We start from the raw sequence: 19045 nt of genomic DNA, 5'->3' as shown, positions 1-19045 counted from the left end.
AAGGATTTCCGCATGACCACCGTCAAGGTCGACAAGAACAATTTCCAGGCCGATGTGCTCAATGCCCAGGTACCGGTCGTGGTTGATTTCTGGGCGGAGTGGTGCGGCCCCTGCAAGATGATCGCACCGGCGCTTGAGGACATCGCCGCTGAACTCGGCGCCAAGGTCAAGATCGCCAAGCTGAACATCGACGAGAATCCCGAGCTTGCCGCCCAGTTTGGCGTGCGCTCGATCCCGACGCTGATGATCTTCAAGGGCGGCGAAGTGGCCGACATCAAGGTTGGCGCCGCGCCCAAGACCGCGCTGTCGCACTGGGTCAATGGCAATCTCGCCTGATCCATTCCGAATTTCGGATATCAAGCCCGGCCATCGCGCCGGGCTTTTTGTTGGCGCCATCGGTGCGCCGCCCTGGCACTCACGTCGGGGCTCTCCATGTCTTCTGTTGGCAGCAGAAGCATGGAGAGAGAAATGACCGGATCCGCCAAGGCCACAGTCTTCATCGACAATGAGCGTGTCATCGTCACCGAATACCGCTTCCAGCCGGGCGACAATACCGGCTGGCATCGCCACGGCCACGACTATGTCGTGGTCCCGCTGATGGACGGCAAGCTGAAGCTGGTGACCAACGACGGCGACACCTTCGCCGAAATGAAGAAAGGTTCCCCCTACTTCCGCAAGGAGGGCGTCGAACACGACGTCATCAGCGCCAATGAGGGCGAGTACGCTTTTATCGAGATCGAGCTGAAGTAACCGCGCCGAGGCGAACCTCAGGTTGGCGGCGTGCCGTTCTCGGCGAGAACCGCGCCGGCCAGGTAAAGCGACCCCCCGATCAGGATGCGCGGCGTCGGGCCGTCCCAGGTATCGCGCAGCAGCATCAGGGCGCTGGCGACGGAGTTTACCGGTTCGGCCGTCAGCCCGGCTTCCGTGGCGCGGATGGCAAGTTCGTCGTTTGGCACGCCGGCGTCGCTCTGGCTCACTGGCACCGTGTAGACATGCTTGACCAGGCCCTTGAAGGCGCGGAAATAGCCGCTCTGGTCCTTGGTGTTGATCATGCCCGAGATGAGGAACAGTGGGCGCGGGTTCTTTTCCTCCTGCTCGGCCAGCGCTTCGGCGACGACCACGCCGGCACCCGGATTGTGGCCGCCGTCGAGCCAGATGTCGGCGCCCTTCGGCGCAAGTTCCGCCAGCTTGCCCTGCACCAGCTTCTGCATACGGCCCGGCCAGGCAACGTTGGTCATCGCCTTCTCGGCGGCGCGGTGGCTGATCTCGAAACCGGCGGCCTTGACCGCGGCGATCGCCGCCGCCGCATTCGCAAATTGGTGGCGACCGGGCAGACGCGGTGATGGCAGGTCCATCAGGCCATCATCGTCCTGGTAGACCATGCGGCCGTTTTCCTCGAAAGCGAGAAAATCCTGGCCATAGACCAGGGTCGGACATTCCAGCCGCTCTGCGGTGTCGATCAGCGTCTGCAGCGCGGTCTCGCTTTCCTGCGCGCCGATGACCACCGGGCAGCCGCGTTTCATGATGCCGGCCTTTTCGGCGGCGATCAACTCGACACGGTCGCCGAGATAGGCCTCATGGTCCATCGACACCGGCATGATCACCGACACGGCCGGCCGCGCGATGACATTGGTGGCATCGAAGCGGCCGCCAAGACCGACCTCGATGATGGCGGCATCGGCCGGATGTTCCGAAAACAGGACGAAGGTGACGGCGGTGAGGATCTCGAAGACGGTGATCTTCTGGCCTGCATTGGCCTTGGCGACGCGGGCAATGGCCTCGGCGAAGATGTCATCGTCGACCAGCCTGCCGCCGCCCTCGGCCGCAAGCCTGTAGCGCTCGTGCCAGTTGACCAGATGCGGCGAGGTGTGGACATGGACGAGCCGGCCGGAAGCTTCCAGCAGCGCCCGCGAGAAGGCGGCGCAGGAACCCTTGCCGTTGGTGCCGGCGATGTGGATGACCGGCGGCAGCAGGTCCTGCGGATTGCCCAGCCGCTCCAGAAGCCGCGTGATGCGGTCGAGCGAAAGGTCAAAGCCTTTCGGGTGAAGCGCCATCAGGGCTTCGATTTCGCGGTCGGCGGCAAGCGTCGTCATGGCACAATCCCGGCGCATGGCCCGAGAGCCAGAATCGCTCCCGCAATGACCACGGCTATCAAAAGGCTACAGCGCGCCACGGATACCGCGCAATCGCTGTCCGCGGCGGCCAATGTCGCGTCAGGCCAGTCTCACGTCAGGCCGGAGTCGCGGCCGGCCATTGTAGCGTCAAGCTTGCGGCCGGGCTTCCGCGGCAAGCACGGCCGGCGGCATGATTTCCGGTTCCAGCGGCTTTTGCTCCTCGGGCATCTTGAGCAGCATTTTCAAAAGCCGCGCGATCGTCTGGCGCATTTCCAGCCTGGACACCACCATGTCTACCATGCCGTGCTCCATCAGATACTCGGAGCGTTGGAAGCCGTCCGGCAATTTCTCGCGGATGGTCTGCTCGATGACGCGCGGACCGGCAAAGCCGATCAACGCTCCTGGCTCGGCGATGTGCACATCGCCCAGCATGGCGTAGGAGGCGGTGACACCGCCGGTGGTCGGATTGGTCAGCACGACAATGTAGGGAAGGCCGGCTTCCTTCAGCCGGTCGACACCGACCGTGGTGCGCGGCAATTGCATCAGCGACAGGATACCTTCCTGCATGCGGGCGCCACCGGAAGCGGCGAACAGGATCAGCGGTCGCTTGCGCTGCAAGGCGACCTCGAAGCCATGCACGATGGCATCACCCGCCGCCATGCCGAGCGAGCCGCCCATGAAAGCGAAATCCTGCACCGTCACCACGACTGGCAGGCCCTCGACGGTCCCCAGCGCATTGATGATGGCGTCTTCCAGGCCAGTCTTGGCCTTGGCGTCCTTCAGCCGGTCGACATAGCGTTTCTCGTCGCGGAACTTCAGCGGATCCTGCATGACCTTGGGATTGTCCAGGGTCTCGTACTTGCCGTCATCAAAGAAGAATTTCAGCCGCTCCTTGGCCGAGATCTTCATGTGATGGCCGGAGGACGGGATGACGAACTGGTTGGATTCCAGGTCCTTGTGGAACACCATCTCGCCGGTCTCGGGATCCTTGATCCAGAGATTCTCGGGCATGTCGGTCCGCCGGCCGAGCATCGAGTTGATCTTCGGGCGAACGTAATTGGTGATCCAGTTCATCGCTTCGGCTCCTGTCCTGACGAAGAGTTGGGAAGAGAAGTAGGAAAACTATTCGGCAGCAGCAAGGCGGGCCGAGCGCACGCCTTGCGCAAGGCCGCTGACCAGCGTGGCGACCGCCTCGGCCGGATCAGCGGTCTTTTCGCCCTTCGGCCCCAGCACATTGGCAACCGCATTGACGATCGCCGTGCCGACGACCACGCCGTCGGCGTTGGCGCCGATGACGCGCGCCTGTTCGGCGGTCTTGACACCGAAACCGACGCAGACCGGCAGGTTGGTGTGACCCTTGATACGCTGGACCGCCGTGGCGACCTTGCCTGTGTCGGCAAGCGCCGAGCCGGTGATACCGGTCATCGACACGTAGTAGACGAAGCCGGACGTGTTCTGCAGCACCTTGGGCAGGCGCTTGTCGTCGGTGGTCGGCGTCGCCAGGCGGATGAAGTTGATGCCGGCCTTGAGAGCCGGGATGCAGAGTTCCTCGTCCATCTCCGGCGGCAGGTCGACGACGATCAGCCCGTCAATGCCGCTGGCAATCGCATCCTTCAGGAAGCGGTCGACGCCGTAGATGTAGATCGGGTTGTAGTAGCCCATCAGCACGATCGGCGTTTCATCGTCGCCGGCGCGGAAGTCCGACGCCATCTTCAGCGTCTTGACCAGCGTCTGGCCGCCTTTCAGCGCCCTGAGGCCGGCGGCTTGAATCGCCGGGCCGTCAGCCATCGGATCGGAAAACGGCATGCCGAGCTCGATGACGTCTGAGCCGGCGCCCGGCAGCGCCTTCATGATCGACAGCGAGGTTGCATAGTCGGGGTCGCCACCCATGAAATAGGTGACGAGCGCCGGACGGCCTTCGTTCCTGAGCTTCGCCATACGGCGGTCGATGCGGGTTGCCATGATCAGATCTCCATGCCCAACATCGAGGCCACCGTGTGCACGTCCTTGTCGCCACGGCCGGACAGGTTGACGATGACGATCTGGTCCTTGTCCATGGCGGGTACGATCTTGACGGCATGGGCGATGGCGTGCGCCGATTCCAGCGCCGGGATGATGCCTTCGACGCGCGTCGTCAGCTTGAAGGCCTCCAGCGCCTCGTCGTCGAGGATAGGCACATACTCGACACGGCCCGAGTCGCGCAGCCAGGAATGCTCCGGACCGACGCCGGGATAATCGAGGCCGGCCGAAATCGAATGGCCGTCCATGATCTGGCCGTCGGCGTTCTGCAGGAGATAGGTGCGGTTGCCGTGCAGCACACCGGGAGAACCGGCATTCATCGAAGCGCAATGCTCGATGCCGTCGAGGCCGCGCCCGCCCGCTTCGATGCCGATGATGCGAACGTCCTTGTCATCGAGGAAGGGATGGAACATGCCGATGGCGTTGGAACCGCCGCCGACAGCGGCGATGATGGTGTCGGGCAGCCGCCCCTCCTGTTCGAGGATCTGCGCGCGGGCCTCGGTACCGATCACCGACTGGAAGTCGCGCACCAGCTCCGGATAGGGGTGCGGACCAGCGGCGGTGCCGATCAGGTAATAGGTGTCCTCGACATTGGTCACCCAGTCACGAAGGGCTTCGTTCATGGCATCCTTCAGCGTGCCATGGCCCGCGGTCACCGGCCGCACTTCGGCGCCCAGCAGCTTCATGCGGAAGACATTGGGGCTTTGCCGGGCAACGTCGGTCGCGCCCATATAGACGACACAGGGAAAGCCGAAGCGGGCGGCGACGGTCGCGGACGCAACGCCATGCTGGCCGGCGCCGGTCTCGGCGATGATGCGCTTCTTGCCCATGCGCTTGGCCAGCAGGATCTGGCCGAGGCAATTGTTGATCTTGTGCGAGCCGGTGTGGTTCAGGTCCTCGCGCTTGAAATAGACTTTCGCGCCGCCAAGATGCTTCGTCAGGCCTTCGGCGAAATAGAGCTTCGAGGGCCGCCCGGCATAGTGGGTCGACAGATCGGTCAACTCAGCCCTGAAATCCGGATCGTTCTTGACCTCGTTCCAGTTCTTCTCGAGGTCGAGGATCAGCGGCATCAGCGTTTCGGCGACGAAACGACCGCCGAAAATGCCGAACATGCCCTGTTCGTCGGGTCCGGTGCGGAAGGAATTGGGTGTCGCCGGCTTGTTCATCGCCGATCTCCTAGATCTGTACTTTGAGCATGTCCCTGTCGGAAAACCGGTTCCCACTTTCCGGGACATGCTCAGGGTTCGAAATTTTGTTCAGGCGGCGCGGTCGTCCCGCGCGGCCCTGACGGCCCGGAAAAACTGTTCGATCAGCGCCGGATCCTTGACGCCCGGCACACTTTCCACGCCCGACGAAATGTCTATTGCGGGCGGATTGGCAAGCCGAAGGGCATCGCCGATGTTGGCGGCGTTGAGCCCACCGGAAAGCATGTAATCGATCCCGGCGTCAAGGCCGGCGAGAATGCGCCAGTCGAAGGCGACGCCGTTGCCGCCCGGCAGCTCGGAGCCCTTCGGCGGCTTGGCATCGAACAGGAAGCGGTCGGCAACGCCGATGAACGGCCTTATCCGGTCGAGATCGGCGGCCTCGCTGAGCGGCAACGCCTTCATCACCGGCAGCCCATGGCGGGCTTTCAGTTCGGTCACCCGCTCGGGGGCTTCGGAGCCGTGCAGTTGCAGCATGTCGGGCTGCATCTTTTCCACGATTTCATCGAGGACGGCGTCGCTGGCATCGACCGTGACGGCAACCGCCAAGGCCTTGCCGCGCGCCGCTTCGCGCAGACGGCCGGCTTCGACGGGCTCGACATAGCGCGGGCTTTTCGGAAAGAAAATGAAGCCGACATGGCTGGCGCCGCCGGCCAGGGCCGCGGCCATTGCCTGGTCGGTTTTCAAACCGCAGATCTTGATGTCGAGCGCCATGGCGCGGGAATTGGCACGAAAAGCGCCAAGAGTCGAGAAAAAGCATGCTGTTTGCCGGCAAGGTGAAAGGCGCTACCTATTGATGGACAGCATGCAAGGCGGGAGCACAGCCATGGCCGACCAGACCGTTGCCGAACTGAAGCAGAAGATCGCGCAGGCGCGCGAGGTCATCGCGCATCTGATGGACAAGGCGGCCTTCAACGGCGCCGAGGCGCATCGAGCGCTGGATTATTTCGGCGCCGACGCCTTCGACCGGAACTTTCTGCCCTGGCCGCATCAGGGCGAAGAGGGGCTGCGGCCGGAGGAGTTGAATGCGGCGAATGACGACTAGCGGCCTTCCCTGGGCGCCAACCATGCCTTCGTCACCTTAGGGCGGAGCGACGCGAAGCGGAGCGCAGACCCCGGGATGACGAAGTGGAGAAGCCTTCGCCTGACTCCAGGTGACTCCGCCGCACCCTATTCGAACACGATCGCCTGCAGGGCGCCGCCATTGCGCTTCAGCCAGTCCTTGCAGCGCTCGGTGTCGGGGCAGAGCTTTTCGCACAATTTCCAGAATTTCGGCCCGTGGTTCATCTCCTTGAGATGCGCCACTTCATGCGCAACGAGGTAGTTGATGACCGGCTGCGGCGCCATCATGATGCGCCAGGAGAAGGACAGATTGCCTTCGGAAGTGCAGGAGCCCCAGCGGCTGGAGGTGTCCTTGTAGCGGATCGCCTTGGCGCGCTTGCCGAGCGCCTCGGTGTGCCTGACGACCAGCTTCTCGATTTCCTTCTTGGCCTCGCGCTTCAAGAAATCGGCGATGCGGCGCGGCAGATGAATGCGCTCGCCATGCACGATCAGCAGCGGACCGCGCTCGTCGCGCGATATGGTTACGGTGCCGCGCTTTGACGGCTCGTGGACGATGCGGTGTGGCACGCCGCGCACCGGTATCTTGATGCCGGGCCGCACCTGCGGCCGCGTCGGCACCTTGGCCAGCCGCTGCTCCAGCCAGTCCTGATGGCGGTCGAGGAACCTGTCCACCTCGCCCCGGCGCAGGCCCGGCGGCACGGTGATGCGCAGGCCCTGACCGCCGGAATCGATGCGCAGCGTCAGGCGTTTTGCCCTGGCGCTCTCGACGATCTTGAGCGGCAGGGTGCGGCCGGCGACACAGTATTCCCGCTCCACCGCAGGCGTGGGTTTGGGCTTCGTCAGATTGCGGAAGAACCCGATGGTCATGGCGGGACGATACGCGATTCGAGGAAAACGAATAGAACAAAAAAGAAACGGCGCCGCTCGCGCGACGCCGTCATTACACCTTGGCCCTGTCGCCTGGCCTCAGTCGTCGAGCAGGTTCGAGCCTTTGCCACGCTTGGTGGGAGTCGTTCCGGTGCCCGGATCGGTCTTGGTCGGCGCGGTCGACTTGTTGCGGTTGGCCATGAACCGGTCGAACTCGTCCTGATCCTTGGCGCGGCGCAACTCGCGGGCATACTCGTCGAACTGCGTCAGCATCTCGTCGAGCTTGCGGCGCTCTTCGTTCAGGCGCTCAAGCTCCTTTTCGCGCCAGTCGTCGAAAGCGACGTTGCCGGTGCGGGCGGAGCCGTTGCCCCAGCGTGCGGCCTTGTCGGAACCACGGCGGCAGCCGGCGAAGATGCCGTCGGTTGCGCGGTTGACGTCACGCTTGAAGCCCTCAAGCCGGTCGCCCCAGATGATGTAGGCGAGCATGGCGAAGCCGAGCGGCCAGAACACCATGAAGCCGATCACCATCAACGCGATGGTCGCCGGCGTCCAGGCCGGGCGGATCAATGCAGATGTGTTCATTTTCTCCCATTCCTTCGGTTGGAGACAGCCAGAACCGGCTGCGTGGAACCGAAATGGGAAGGCGAAAACGGCGATTCAAGACAATGTCGGCCAAAACCGGACAAGCTTCTGAAATGATTGTCGCTTTTTGAGCATATCGAGGAAAAGCACGGCCAAACCGGCGATCAGGCCCCAAAATGCCGCACCGACACCGAACAGCGTCAACCCGGAGGCGGTGACGACGAAAGTGACGGTGGCTGCCATCCGGTCGCCCTCATCCCTAAGCGCGATCGCCAGCGCGTTGGCGAGCGAGGCCATCAGCGCGAGACCCGCCACCAGCACGATCAGGCTCTGCGGCAGGACGGCGAAGATCGCCACCAGCGAAGCGCCGAAAATCGCGAAGATCAGATAGGCAAGCGCATAGAACGGGCCGGTCTTCCAGCGTTCGGCCGGATCGGGATGGACGTCCGGCCCGGTGCATATCGCCGCCGAGATCGCCGCCAGATTGGTGGTCGCGGCCCCGAATGGCGCCGATAAGAGCGAAAACAGGCCGGTGACGCCGATCAGCGGGCCGGGCTCGGGGTGGTAGCCGGCGGCGCGCAGCACAGCGAGGCCGGAAAGGTTCTGCGAGGCCATGGTGACGAGATAGAGCGGCAGCGCGAGACCAATGATCGCCTTGGCGGTGAAATGGGGAGCAATGAACGTCAGTGTCGACAGTTCGGGCGCGGGCAAGCCGCCGACACGGCCGGTAAGGAAGGCGGCAAGGCCACCGCCAACCAGCACCGCCAGTACCGATAGCGCCGGATTGAACAGCCGGATGACAAAGAATGCGGCGATCAGCGGCAGCATGAGCCAAGGGTCAGCCGGGATGGCTTTCATGGCGTTGATGGCGAAGGTGACGACGATGCCGGCCAGCATGCCGGAAGCGACCGAAGCCGGTATTCTCGATATCAGCCGGGTCAGCGGCCCAAACAGGCCGGTCGTGACCAGCAGGACGCCGGTGATGATATAGGCGCCGACGGCCTCGCCCATCGAAAAGCCACTCGAGGCGGCGACCAGTGCCAGGCCCGGAGTCGACCAGGCGGTGATGACAGGCATTTTCGTGCGCCATGACAGCCACAGGCACTCGACCGTCATGGCCAGACAGATCGCCGTCACACCGCTTGCCGTCTCGACCTGCGTCGCGCCGACCGCCTTGGCGGCGGCGATGACGATGGCCAGCGTGCCGCCAAAGCCGACGATGGCCGCGACGAAGGCGGAGACCGGGATGGCAAGGCGCATGGTCATTTGCCTCGTCCGGCCATGTCACCGACGGCCCGCACCAGCATGTCGAGATCTTGCGGCCGCGACAGGCGATGGTCGCCGTCAGGAATCAGCGACAGCGTGACATCGTCGGCCGGCAGCAGGCTGACCAGCCTCAAGGCGTGGCTCGACGGCACGTCCGCATCGGCCAACCCCTGCAAGATGTGAACCGGGCAATGCGTGTCGATAGGCCCGGTCATCACCCGGTTATGGCGGCCATCCTCGATCAGCGCGCGCGTGTAGATGTAGGGTTCCGCGGAATAGTCCGACGGCTCCGCGAAGTAGCCCTTTTTGGCGAGGTCGCGCTTCTGCGCCTTTGTCAGCACCGGTTCGACCAATTCACTGGTAAAATCCGGCGCCGGCGCCAGCAGCACCATGCCGACGACGCTTGCGTCGCCCGCCTTGCGCAATTCCTGCACCATGCGCAGGGCGATCCAGGCACCCATCGACGAGCCGACCAGGACCTGATCGCCCCTGGCGAAATTCCGGAAAATCGCAAGGCTTTGCGCAAGCCATGTCGAAATCGTGCCGTCGGCAAAAGCGCCGCCGGATTCGCCATGGCCCGAATAGTCGTGCCGCAGGAAGGCGCGGCCTTCTCGTGCCGCCCAGTCCGACAGCGTCTCGGCCTTCGTGCCCAACATGTCCGACTTGTAGCCGCCTAGCCAGACGATGCCGGGCGTCGAGCCCGCTGAATGGCGCACGGCGATATCGGATCCATCAACATCGAGAAAGATCGGAGCGGCGGTCATGGCTGTGGGACGGTCCTGGTTTTTTTCACGCCTGCTTTTTGCACGGCCAAAGGCAAGGCGGAAAGTGCTCGCGATGTTTCTTTGCTTGGCACAGGCTCGTGATCAGGTGATTTCTTGAGAACGCTGTGCTATTGACTTGCGCCGCGCGCTTCCCACATTGGCGCGTCCACACAGATTTGTACGAACCCCGAACGAAACGGCCAAGGAGACCACGACCATTCGCAGACCTTTCAAAGCAGCGGCGCCGACCAAGGATGGGCCGCGCTCCAACCGTGATATCCGGGTTCCCCGGGTCCAGCTTATCGACGCCGAAGGCCAGAACCGCGGCGATGTTTCCATCAACGACGCATTGCTGCTCGCCGAAGAGGCCGGGCTCGATCTGGTTGAAATATCGCCCAACGCGGTGCCGCCCGTTGTAAAAATCCTCGATCTCGGCAAATTGAAATACGCCAACCAGAAGAAGGCGGCCGAGGCGCGCAAGAACCAGAAGGTCATCGAGATCAAGGAGATCAAGATGCGCCCGAACATCGACAGCCATGACTACGAGACCAAGATGAAGGCGGTCCGCCGCTTCTTCGAGGAAGGCGACAAGGTCAAGCTGACGCTGCGCTTCCGCGGCCGCGAGATGGCGCATATGGAACTCGGCATGCAGCTCCTGAACAAGGTGCGCGAGGAGGTGGCGACCATCGCCAAGGTGGAAGCCGAGCCGAAGCTCGAAGGCCGCCAGATGATGATGGTGCTGGCGCCGCGCTAAGCAGACTGCGCACGCTTCGCAATGCGTCTGCATAGTTTCCATGGTTGTCGCGGGTTCTCACCGCAAACCGTGAACGCTTTTGCGGAATCCGCTTGGATCACGATGACGTCAGGTCTAGTCATCGCGCTAAAATCCGCCTGAATTGTGCTACAGGGCGTCCCGACGACCGGCGGGACGCCTATTCCTGGCTAGAGCTGCGATCGCCGGCTAAGCTCCTCGACGATCGGAACCCCAAACTTGGACACAGAATACAAACACGGGCTGGGCAACTACCAGCAGATGCGCCGGCTGGTGCTTGCCGTGCTCGTCGCGGTGCTGTTTCTGGCACTTCTGTTCGGCCAATCGACGTTCCCGCCGGACACGCCGGTGCACGAATCGATCGAGATGTTCGGCGTGCTGTTGATTTTCCTCGGCATCGTCGGGCGCCTCTGGGCGACGCTCTATATAGGCGGGCGCAAATCCTCCGAAGTGGTCACTGGCGGGCCCTATTCGATCACCCGCAACCCGCTCTACGTGTTCTCGACCGTGGCCGCCGCCGGCGTCGGCGCGCAGATCGGTTCGTTCTCCGGCATCATCCTTTTCGCGGTTCTGTGCGCTGGTGCCTTCCATATCGTCATCCTGCGCGAGGAGAAATTCCTCAAGGAAGCGCTCGGCGCGCCGTATGCCGACTATCTGGCGCGCGTGCCGCGCTTCTTCCCCAAGCTTGCGCTCTACCAGGAAGGCGACACCGGCAGCTTCAAGCCGCGCCTGCTGTTGACCACGCTGCTCGACGGACTGGTGTTCCTGATCGCGCTGCCGGCTTTCGAACTGATCGACGGCGCGCAGTTGTCGGGCATGCTGCCGGTGTGGTTCAGGCTGCCCTGACCGGGGACAGTGCGTCGCACGGCCTGAGGTGTTGCGCCCGCGCCATCTTTGATCTATAGCACCGCCGTTCCAAGAAAACCGCCCGGCAGGGCATGCCGTGGCGGTTTCATTTGCTTTTCGGGCTTTGGTCGGCCTGAAGCGAACAAGAAGCGCGATCGTGCGCCAACATTACGGAGTAGCAAAATGCCCAAGATGAAGACCAAATCGGCCGCCAAGAAGCGGTTCAAGATCACAGGTACGGGTAAAGTCCTGTCGGCTGCGGCCGGCAAGCGTCACGGCATGATCAAGCGTTCCAACAAGTTCATTCGAAATGCCCGCGGCACGATGGTTCTGGCTGAACCGGATGGCAAGAAGGTCATCAAGAATTTTCTTCCGAACGGCCTCTAAGGCATTTCGGTCCGGACACGCATTTGTTTTACGCAATTCCGAACGGAAAACCGCAAGGCACTTTTCCTGGAATTGCTTTTAAGGAGATCATGACATGGCACGCGTAAAAAGAGGCGTCACCTCGCACGCCAAGCACAAGAAGGTCCTGAAAGCCGCGAAAGGCTTCTACGGCCGCCGCAAGAACACCATCCGCATCGCCAAGCAGGCGGTGGAAAAGTCGCTGCAGTACGCTTATCGCGACCGCAAGAACCGCAAGCGCTCGTTCCGCGCGCTGTGGATCCAGCGCATCAACGCCGCGACCCACGAGCATGGCCTGACCTATGGCCGCTTCATCGACGGTTTGAACAAGGCCGGCATCGAGATCGATCGCAAGATCCTGTCCGACATGGCCATCCACGAGCCGCAGGCTTTCGCCGCCCTGGTCGCCAAGGCCAAGGTCGCGCTCGAATATCTGAAGAACACCACGCCGAATGCTTTTGAGAGCGCTGTCGCCTAGAGCATGATGCCAAAGAGTTTCTGACTTTTTGGACAACATCATGCTCCAGGGAAATTAGCGAGGAGCGCGATCTTTTCCGAAAAGTCTGCAACTTTTCGGGATCGGGCTCCGAGCCCAGCGCTTCCCAAGCACTTTCGACACTTGATTTGGGGAACCCGCGCTGGCACGGCTGGCGCGGGTTTTTCTTATGCCTGAACTTTCACTCCAAACGTGACTTTCACGTCCAGAGCGATTTCCAACGCAGCGAGCTTGATCGTGAACGACGCAACCATTGGCCTTGATGCACTCGAAAATTCCCTGATGGCTGACATCGCCTCGGCCGCCGACGAGGCGTCGATCGAGGCCGTGCGTGTCTCGGCGCTTGGCAAGAAGGGTTCGGTCTCCGAAATGCTGAAGACGCTTGGCGCGATGAGCGTCGAGGAACGGCAGGTGAAGGGCCCGGCGATCAACGGCCTGAAGAACCGCGTCACCGATGCGCTTGCTTTGCGCAAGGCGGAATTGAAAGACGTGGCGATCGCCGCACGGCTTGCCGCCGAAAAGGTCGACGTGACGCTGCCGGTGCGGCAGTCGCCGGCCGAGCGCGGCCGCATCCATCCGATCAGCCAGGTCATCGACGAGATCGCGGCGATCTTCGGCGATCTCGGCTTTGCCATTGCCGAAGGACCTGACATCGAGACCGACTACTATAATTTCACCGCGCTGAATTTCCCGGAAGGCCATCCGGCGCGCGAGATGCACGACACCTTCTTCTTCCAGCCGGACGAGAAGGGCGAGCGCAAGCTGTTGCGCACCCACACCTCGCCGGTGCAGATCCGTACCATGGAGAAGCAGAAGCCGCCGATCCGCATCGTCATTCCCGGCAAGACCTACCGCCAGGATTCCGACGCCACCCATTCGCCTATGTTTCATCAGGTCGAGGGGCTGGTGATCGACAAGTCGGCCAACGTCGCCAACATGAAGTGGGTGCTGGAAGAGTTCTGCAAGGCCTTCTTCGAAGTGCCGCAGGTCAAGATGCGCTTCCGGCCGTCCTTCTTCCCGTTCACCGAGCCGAGCCTCGAGGTCGACATCCAGTGCGACCGCTCGCGGCCAGGCGAAGTGCGCTTCGGCGAAGGCTCCGACTGGATGGAGATCCTCGGCTGCGGCATGGTGCACCCCAACGTGCTCAGGGCCGGCGGGCTCGATCCCGACGAGTACCAGGGCTTTGCCTNGGGCATGGGCATCGACCGCATCGCCATGCTGAAATATGGCATGCCGGACCTGCGCGCCTTCTTCGACGCGGATGTGCGCTGGCTATCGCATTACGGCTTCCGGCCGCTCGACATGCCGACGCTGTTCGGAGGCCTGAGCGCGTGATGGTCCTGAAGCCTCCTGCTGCCAGCTATTACGGAACAATCCAATGAAATTCACCCTCTCCTGGCTCAAGGATCACCTTGAAACCGACGCCACGCTGGCCGAGATCGTCGAGCGGCTGACCTCGATCGGCCTCGAGGTCGAGCATGTCGACGACAAGGCAGGCCTGAAACCCTTCGTCATCGCCAAGGTGCTGACAGCGGTGCAGCATCCCGATGCCGACCGGCTGCGGCTGCTGACCGTCGATACCGGCGACGGCAAGCCGCCGGTGCAAGTGGTGTGCGGCGCGCCGAATGCCCGCGCCGGCCTGATCGGCGCCTTCGCCGCGCCCGGCACCTATGTGCCCGGCATCGACGTGACGCTGACGGTCGGCAAGATCAGGGGCGTCGAAAGCCACGGTATGATGTGCTCCGAGCGCGAGCTGGAACTGTCCGACGAGCACAATGGCATTATCGACCTGCCAGAGGATGCGCCGGTCGGCACCAGCTTTGCCGCTTACGCGCATCTCGACGATCCGGTCATCGAGATCAATCTGACGCCGAACCGGCCCGATGCCACCAGCGTCTACGGCATCGCCAGGGATCTCGCGGCGAGCGGACTTGGCCGCCTCGTCGGCGGTGCGATCATGCCGCATGTCGGCAGCGGCATGTGCCCGGTGAAGGTGACGATCGAGGCACCGGAGCTTTGTCCCGGATTCGCGCTCAGGCTGGTCAGGGGCGTCAAGAACGGCCCATCGCCGAAATGGCTGCAGCAGCGGCTGATCGCCATTGGGCTGAGGCCGATCAGCGCGCTGGTCGACATCACCAATTACGTCACCTTCGACCGCGGCCGGCCGCTGCACGTCTTCGATGCCGCCAAGGTCGCCGGCAATCTCGTCGTGCGCCGCGCCAAGAATGGCGAAACGGTGCAGGCGCTCGACGGGCGCGAATACAGGCTGACGCCGGAGATGTGCGTGATCGCGGACGACAATGGCGTCGAATCCATTGCCGGCATCATGGGTGGCGAACACTCCGGCTGTGACGAGACCACGACGGACGTGCTGATCGAATCCGCTCTTTGGGACCCGATCACCACGGCCCGCACCGGCCGCACGCTCGGCATCATCACCGACGCGCGCTACCGTTTCGAGCGCGGTGTCGATCCCGAATTCATGGTGCCGGGTATCGAGTTGGCGACGAAGCTGGTGATCGACTTCTGCGGCGGCACCCCGACAGAGACCGAGGTGGCCGGCTATGCCGGACATCAGCCGAAGATCGTTTCTCTTCCCTTGTCGGAAGTGAAACGGCTGACCGGCATCGAGGTGCCGAAGGCGGAGAGCCTCGACATCCTGTCCCGTCTCGGCTTCCACGCGCAGGGATCGGGCTACGTCGTCGACGTGACCGTGCCCTCCTGGCGTCCCGATGTCGACGGCAAGGCCGATCTGGTCGAGGAGGTCATGCGCATCCATGGCGTCGACAATATCGCGCCGCAGCCGCTCGGCGCGCATGACGTGGTCAACGGCAAGATCCTGACGACGCTGCAGATCCGCACCCGTGCCGCCAAGCGTTCGCTTGCCGTGCGCGGCATGATGGAGGCCGTTACCTGGTCGTTCATTCCGGCCAGGCACGCCGAATTGTTCGGTGGCGGCCAGACGGCGCTGAAGCTTGCCAACCCGATTGCAGCCGACATGTCCGACATGCGGCCCTCGCTCCTGCCAGGGCTGATTTCGGCCGCGCAGCGCAATGCCGACAAGGGCATTGGCGACGTTGCCTTGTTCGAGGTGTCGGGTACCTATGAAGGCGATGGCGCCGACCAGCAGCGGCGCGTCGCCGCCGGCGTGCGGCGCGGCACGGCCAAGCTCGACGGCTCAGGCCGCAACTGGGCCGGCAATTCCGGCCCAGTCGGCGTGTTCGACGCCAAGGCCGATGCCATCGCCGCGCTCGAAGCCTGCGGCGCGCCGGTCGACCGGCTGCAGATCGAGGCCGGCGGACCGGCCTGGTATCACCCCGGCCGTTCCGGCACGATCAAGCTCGGGCCCAAGACCGTGCTCGGCACGTTCGGCGAGTTCCATCCGAAGACGCTGGAAGGGCTCGATGTCTCCGGACCGCTATGCGGCTTCGAAGTGTTCGTCGATGCCGTGCCCGAGCCGAAGGCCAAGCCTACGAAAACCAAGCCCAGGCTGGAGCTGTCCGCTTTCCAGGCGGTGAAACGCGATTTCGCCTTCGTCGTCGACAGAGCCGTCGAGGCCGGCACGCTGATGCGCGCCGCACTTGCCGCCGACAAGAAGCTGATCACGGCTGTCTCGGTCTTCGACATCTTCGAAGGCGCGTCGCTCGGCGAGGGCAAGAAATCGATCGCCATCGAAGTGTCGATCCAGCCGGTCGAGAAGACGCTGACAGACGAGGATTTCGAGGCGCTGGCCAGGCGCATCGTCGACAATGTCGGCAAGCAGACGGGCGGCATGCTCAGGGTATAGAGAATTCAGGATTGCGGGCAGGTGGCGAATCGCCCTCCAAAGGGCGATGGACCATCTCTCGTATTCCGGGCTTCCTTTTGAGGCACAGCGTGCGGCGTTTCTCGACATCGTCGCGGCTGATCCGCTGCTGGGCGAAACGCTGGCGCGAGTGCGCGACCTTGCCTTGCCGGATTGGCTGGTGGTTTCCGGCGCGCTCTACAACAGCATCTGGAACCATCTGACCGGCAAGCCGTCGGGCTACGGCATCAGGGATATCGACCTTTTCTATTTCGATGACTCCGACCTGTCCTATGAGGCAGAGGACGGCGTGATCCGCAGGGCGGCGGCGCATTTCGAGGGACTGCCGCTGCCGGTCGAAGTGCGCAACCAGGCCCGCGTGCATCTGTGGTATCCGCAGAAGTTCGGGCAACCCTGCCCGCGCTATACGAGTGCCAGTGAGTCCGTCAGCTATTTCGCCTCGAAGACGCATGCGGTCGGGGTGCGGTTCGATGCCGATGGGCAATTGGAACTCGTGGCGCCGTTCGGGCTCGACGATCTCTTCTCGTTTCGCATCACACCGAACCGGGTGATGGACAACCGGCGGACGCATGAGACGAAGGGCAAGCGGGCAAAGGAGAACTGGCCGGAGATTTCAGTTGTGCCGTGGTGAGTGGCGGGAAATTTTGAATGTCGGCGGGACAGCGCCCCCCCTCTGCCCTGCCGGGCATCTCCCCCTCAAGGGGGGAGATCAGCCGCTTGGCGGTCTCAGCCTTCTTTCGACGCCGGCGATTAGCGAAAGCCGAGGTAATATCCAATCTCCCCCCTTGAGGGGGAGATGTCCGGCAGGACAGAGGGGGGCGCCTCACGCCTATCTATCTACCCATTCACCAGCGCCAGCAGCTCCTCGGTATAGCGCTTGCCCATCACCTTGTCGGGCGACAGCGCATCGCCGATCGATGCCACCTCGGCCGCGCTCAGCTCAATCCCGGCCGCCGCGGTGTTCTGCTCCAGATGGCCGATTTTTCGGGCACCCGGGATCGGCACGATGAAATCGCCCTGGTGCAGCACCCAGGCCAGCGCCAGCTGTGCCGAAGTCACGCCCTTTTCGGCCGCCATCCTATCCAGCGTGGCGATCACCTTGGCATTGGCGGCCATGGCGTCGGCCTGGAAGCGCGGCAGGCCACGGCGCCAGTCATCGTCGCTCAGGGTCTCCGGCTTGGCGATCGTGCCCGTGAGCAGGCCGCGGCCGAGCGGGCTGTAAGGCACGAAGCCGATGCCGAGTTGGCGGCAGACGGCAAAGACATCGTCTTCCGGGTCGCGGCTCCACAGAGAATATTCGCTCTGCACCGCCGCGATCGGGTGCACGGCGTGTGCCCGTCGGATGGTGGCCGCACTCGCCTCCGACAGGCCCAGCGCCCGCACCTTGCCCTCGCGCACCAGCTCGGCCATGGCGCCGACCGTATCCTCGATCGGCACGTTCGGGTCGACACGGTGCTGGTAGTAGAGGTCGATGACATCGGTGCCGAGCCGCTTCAGCGACGCCTCGGCAACAGCCTTGACGTGCTCGGGACGGCTGTCGACACCGGCCATGCGATCCATGCCGGTGCCTTCCTCCAGGATCTTGAAACCGAATTTGGTCGCGATCGTCACCTTGCCGCGAACCGATTTCAGCGCCTTGCCGAGCAGGATTTCGTTCTCGTAGGGTCCGTAGACTTCCGCCGTGTCGAAGAAGTTGACACCGATCTCGACGGCGCGGTGCAAGGTGGCGATCGCCTCGGCTTCCGGCTGGCCGCCGTAGGCAAAGCTCATGCCCATGCAGCCAAGTCCGACCGGGAAGACTTCGAGTTCAGTTCCTAGCTTGCGGGTTTTCATCACGCATCTCCTTGTTGTGATGCGGCAGACATAACGGCTTGCAGTCCGTTCGATAATCGGCTCTTCTTCGTACGGGTCGTTCCAAGAAATAGATCAATGAACCGAGCACATCTCTCACAGCTTGCGGTGCTGGCAACCGTTGCCCAATGCGGCAGTTTTCGCGGTGCGGCCAGGGAACTGGCTATCGCGCCTTCGGCGGTGAGCCATGCGGTCTCCAGCCTGGAAGCACGGCTTGGCGTGCGCCTTTTGGCGCGTAGCACGCGCAGTGTCGCTCCGACCGAGGAAGGCGCGCAGCTGCTGGAGCGATTGCGCCCGGCGCTTTCCGAGATCGATCTGGCGCTGGAGACAGCCGTCGAGGCGCGCGACCGGCCAGCCGGAAACCTGCGGCTCAGCGTGCCACGCACGTCAGCGCATCTGGTGCTGACGCCGCGGCTCAGCGCCTTTGCGTCAGCCTATCCCGACATCGTGCTGGAGATCGTCATCGAGGATCGCTTCACCGACGTGGTGGAAGGCGGTTTCGATGCGGGTGTGCGGCTCGGCGAAAGCCTGCAGCGCGACATGATCGCGGTGCGCATCGGGCCGGACATTCGTGGCGCCGTGGTGGGCGCGCCATCCTATTTCGAGACAAGCCCCAAGCCGCGCCATCCGCGCGATCTCGCCGACCATCGCTGCATCCGCTTCCGCTTCTCCAGCGGTGTCCTCTACCGCTGGGAGTTCGAGAAGGACGGCGAAGAGGTCGAGATCGCGGTGCAAGGACCGCTGATCCTCGACGAGGACCATCTGATCGCTCAGGCCGCCGTCGACGGCACCGGCCTTGCCTTCGTCTTCGAGGAGTATGTCCGCGCGCCGCTTGCCGACGGCCGGCTGATCCGCGTCCTGGAGGACTGGTGCCCGTCCTTCGACGGTTTCTTCGTCTACTATCCGAGCCGCCGGCAAATGCGGCCGGCGCTGAGGGCTTTCGTCGACTTCTTCAAGGTGAGCGGGTAGTCCACCCTCCCCAAGGGTGGAAGAA

The 19045-nt window shown here is 63.3% G+C and carries 21 protein-coding genes; 11 read left to right on the top strand and 10 right to left on the bottom strand.

The window, feature by feature from the left end; all coding sequences use genetic code 11:
- Window positions 1–12: 12 nt before the first annotated feature.
- Both trxA and M653_RS0113805 read left to right on the top strand, forming a co-directional pair.
- Window positions 13–336, top strand: a complete 324-nt coding sequence (trxA, locus tag M653_RS0113810; RefSeq protein ID WP_027143880.1) for a thioredoxin — start codon at window positions 13–15, stop codon at window positions 334–336.
- Between the two features lie 132 nt (window positions 337–468).
- On the top strand, window positions 469–750 hold the full coding sequence (locus M653_RS0113805) for a cupin domain-containing protein (protein ID WP_027143879.1): 282 nt from the start codon (window positions 469–471) through the stop codon (window positions 748–750).
- Window positions 751–767: 17 nt separating this feature from the next.
- Here the strand turns inward: M653_RS0113805 and M653_RS0113800 are convergent, their stop codons facing one another.
- From M653_RS0113800 to M653_RS0113780, 5 genes are all read right to left on the bottom strand, one after another.
- Window positions 768–2093 carry a folylpolyglutamate synthase/dihydrofolate synthase family protein gene (locus tag M653_RS0113800; RefSeq protein ID WP_027143878.1) on the bottom strand — a complete coding sequence of 442 codons (1326 nt, stop codon included), beginning with the start codon at window positions 2091–2093 and terminating at the stop codon, window positions 768–770.
- A gap of 168 nt (window positions 2094–2261) precedes the next feature.
- Window positions 2262–3188 (bottom strand): acetyl-CoA carboxylase, carboxyltransferase subunit beta, encoded by a 927-nt coding sequence (gene accD / locus M653_RS0113795; protein ID WP_027143877.1) that lies wholly within the window; start codon window positions 3186–3188, stop codon window positions 2262–2264.
- 48 nt (window positions 3189–3236) lie between these two features.
- Entirely contained in the window at window positions 3237–4076 is an 840-nt protein-coding gene (trpA, locus tag M653_RS0113790) for a tryptophan synthase subunit alpha (RefSeq protein WP_027143876.1), read from the bottom strand.
- A gap of 2 nt (window positions 4077–4078) precedes the next feature.
- Entirely contained in the window at window positions 4079–5299 is a 1221-nt protein-coding gene (gene trpB, locus M653_RS0113785) for a tryptophan synthase subunit beta (RefSeq protein WP_027143875.1), read from the bottom strand.
- A gap of 90 nt (window positions 5300–5389) precedes the next feature.
- Entirely contained in the window at window positions 5390–6049 is a 660-nt protein-coding gene (locus M653_RS0113780) for a phosphoribosylanthranilate isomerase (protein ID WP_027143874.1), read from the bottom strand.
- A 112-nt stretch (window positions 6050–6161) separates the two neighbouring features.
- On the opposite strand from M653_RS0113780, the gene M653_RS0113775 reads away from it, so the two are divergent.
- Window positions 6162–6380, top strand: coding sequence for a hypothetical protein (locus M653_RS0113775; RefSeq protein WP_027143873.1), 219 nt, complete (start codon window positions 6162–6164; stop codon window positions 6378–6380).
- Between the two features lie 125 nt (window positions 6381–6505).
- On the opposite strand, the gene M653_RS0113770 is transcribed toward M653_RS0113775, so the two are convergent.
- The 4 genes from M653_RS0113770 to M653_RS0113755 all read right to left on the bottom strand — a co-directional run bounded on the left by M653_RS0113770 (window position 6506) and on the right by M653_RS0113755 (window position 9876).
- The gene (locus M653_RS0113770; protein WP_027143872.1) at window positions 6506–7264 is read right to left on the bottom strand and encodes a M48 family metallopeptidase; all 759 of its coding nucleotides are present in this window, start codon (window positions 7262–7264) and stop codon (window positions 6506–6508) included.
- A 99-nt stretch (window positions 7265–7363) separates the two neighbouring features.
- Window positions 7364–7846 (bottom strand): DUF2852 domain-containing protein, encoded by a 483-nt coding sequence (locus tag M653_RS0113765; RefSeq protein WP_027143871.1) that lies wholly within the window; start codon window positions 7844–7846, stop codon window positions 7364–7366.
- Window positions 7847–7921: 75 nt separating this feature from the next.
- Complete coding sequence (locus tag M653_RS01000000132520) at window positions 7922–9106, bottom strand: benzoate/H(+) symporter BenE family transporter (protein WP_084636676.1); 1185 nt, start codon at window positions 9104–9106, stop codon at window positions 7922–7924.
- 2 nt (window positions 9107–9108) lie between these two features.
- The gene (locus M653_RS0113755) at window positions 9109–9876 is read right to left on the bottom strand and encodes an alpha/beta hydrolase (protein WP_027143870.1); all 768 of its coding nucleotides are present in this window, start codon (window positions 9874–9876) and stop codon (window positions 9109–9111) included.
- Between the two features lie 217 nt (window positions 9877–10093).
- On the opposite strand from M653_RS0113755, the gene infC reads away from it, so the two are divergent.
- From infC to M653_RS0113720, 7 genes are all read left to right on the top strand, one after another.
- Window positions 10094–10630 (top strand): translation initiation factor IF-3, encoded by a 537-nt coding sequence (gene infC, locus M653_RS0113750; RefSeq protein WP_010912915.1) that lies wholly within the window; start codon window positions 10094–10096, stop codon window positions 10628–10630.
- 237 nt (window positions 10631–10867) lie between these two features.
- Window positions 10868–11494, top strand: a complete 627-nt coding sequence (locus M653_RS0113745; protein ID WP_027143869.1) for an isoprenylcysteine carboxylmethyltransferase family protein — start codon at window positions 10868–10870, stop codon at window positions 11492–11494.
- Window positions 11495–11677: 183 nt separating this feature from the next.
- Window positions 11678–11881: a 50S ribosomal protein L35 gene (gene rpmI, locus M653_RS0113740; RefSeq protein ID WP_006201248.1), complete on the top strand. Its 204-nt coding sequence runs from the start codon at window positions 11678–11680 to the stop codon at window positions 11879–11881.
- A 94-nt stretch (window positions 11882–11975) separates the two neighbouring features.
- Window positions 11976–12377: a 50S ribosomal protein L20 gene (gene rplT / locus M653_RS0113735; RefSeq protein WP_006201247.1), complete on the top strand. Its 402-nt coding sequence runs from the start codon at window positions 11976–11978 to the stop codon at window positions 12375–12377.
- A gap of 300 nt (window positions 12378–12677) precedes the next feature.
- Window positions 12678–13730 (top strand): phenylalanine--tRNA ligase subunit alpha, encoded by a 1053-nt coding sequence (gene pheS / locus M653_RS0113730; protein WP_032935305.1) that lies wholly within the window; start codon window positions 12678–12680, stop codon window positions 13728–13730.
- Between the two features lie 43 nt (window positions 13731–13773).
- Window positions 13774–16182, top strand: a complete 2409-nt coding sequence (gene pheT, locus M653_RS0113725) for a phenylalanine--tRNA ligase subunit beta (RefSeq protein ID WP_027143867.1) — start codon at window positions 13774–13776, stop codon at window positions 16180–16182.
- Window positions 16183–16228: 46 nt separating this feature from the next.
- Window positions 16229–16831 carry a nucleotidyltransferase family protein gene (locus M653_RS0113720; protein WP_027143866.1) on the top strand — a complete coding sequence of 201 codons (603 nt, stop codon included), beginning with the start codon at window positions 16229–16231 and terminating at the stop codon, window positions 16829–16831.
- A 206-nt stretch (window positions 16832–17037) separates the two neighbouring features.
- On the opposite strand, the gene M653_RS0113715 is transcribed toward M653_RS0113720, so the two are convergent.
- Complete coding sequence (locus tag M653_RS0113715) at window positions 17038–18033, bottom strand: aldo/keto reductase (protein WP_027143865.1); 996 nt, start codon at window positions 18031–18033, stop codon at window positions 17038–17040.
- Between the two features lie 96 nt (window positions 18034–18129).
- On the opposite strand from M653_RS0113715, the gene M653_RS0113710 reads away from it, so the two are divergent.
- Entirely contained in the window at window positions 18130–19020 is an 891-nt protein-coding gene (locus M653_RS0113710; protein WP_027143864.1) for a LysR family transcriptional regulator, read from the top strand.
- Window positions 19021–19045: the final 25 nt, after the last annotated feature.

It is taken from the genome of Mesorhizobium sp. WSM3626 (assembly GCF_000513935.1).
Taxonomy (GTDB): domain Bacteria; phylum Pseudomonadota; class Alphaproteobacteria; order Rhizobiales; family Rhizobiaceae; genus Mesorhizobium; species Mesorhizobium salmacidum.
This window is presented reverse-complemented; position numbering and strand designations above follow the sequence as displayed.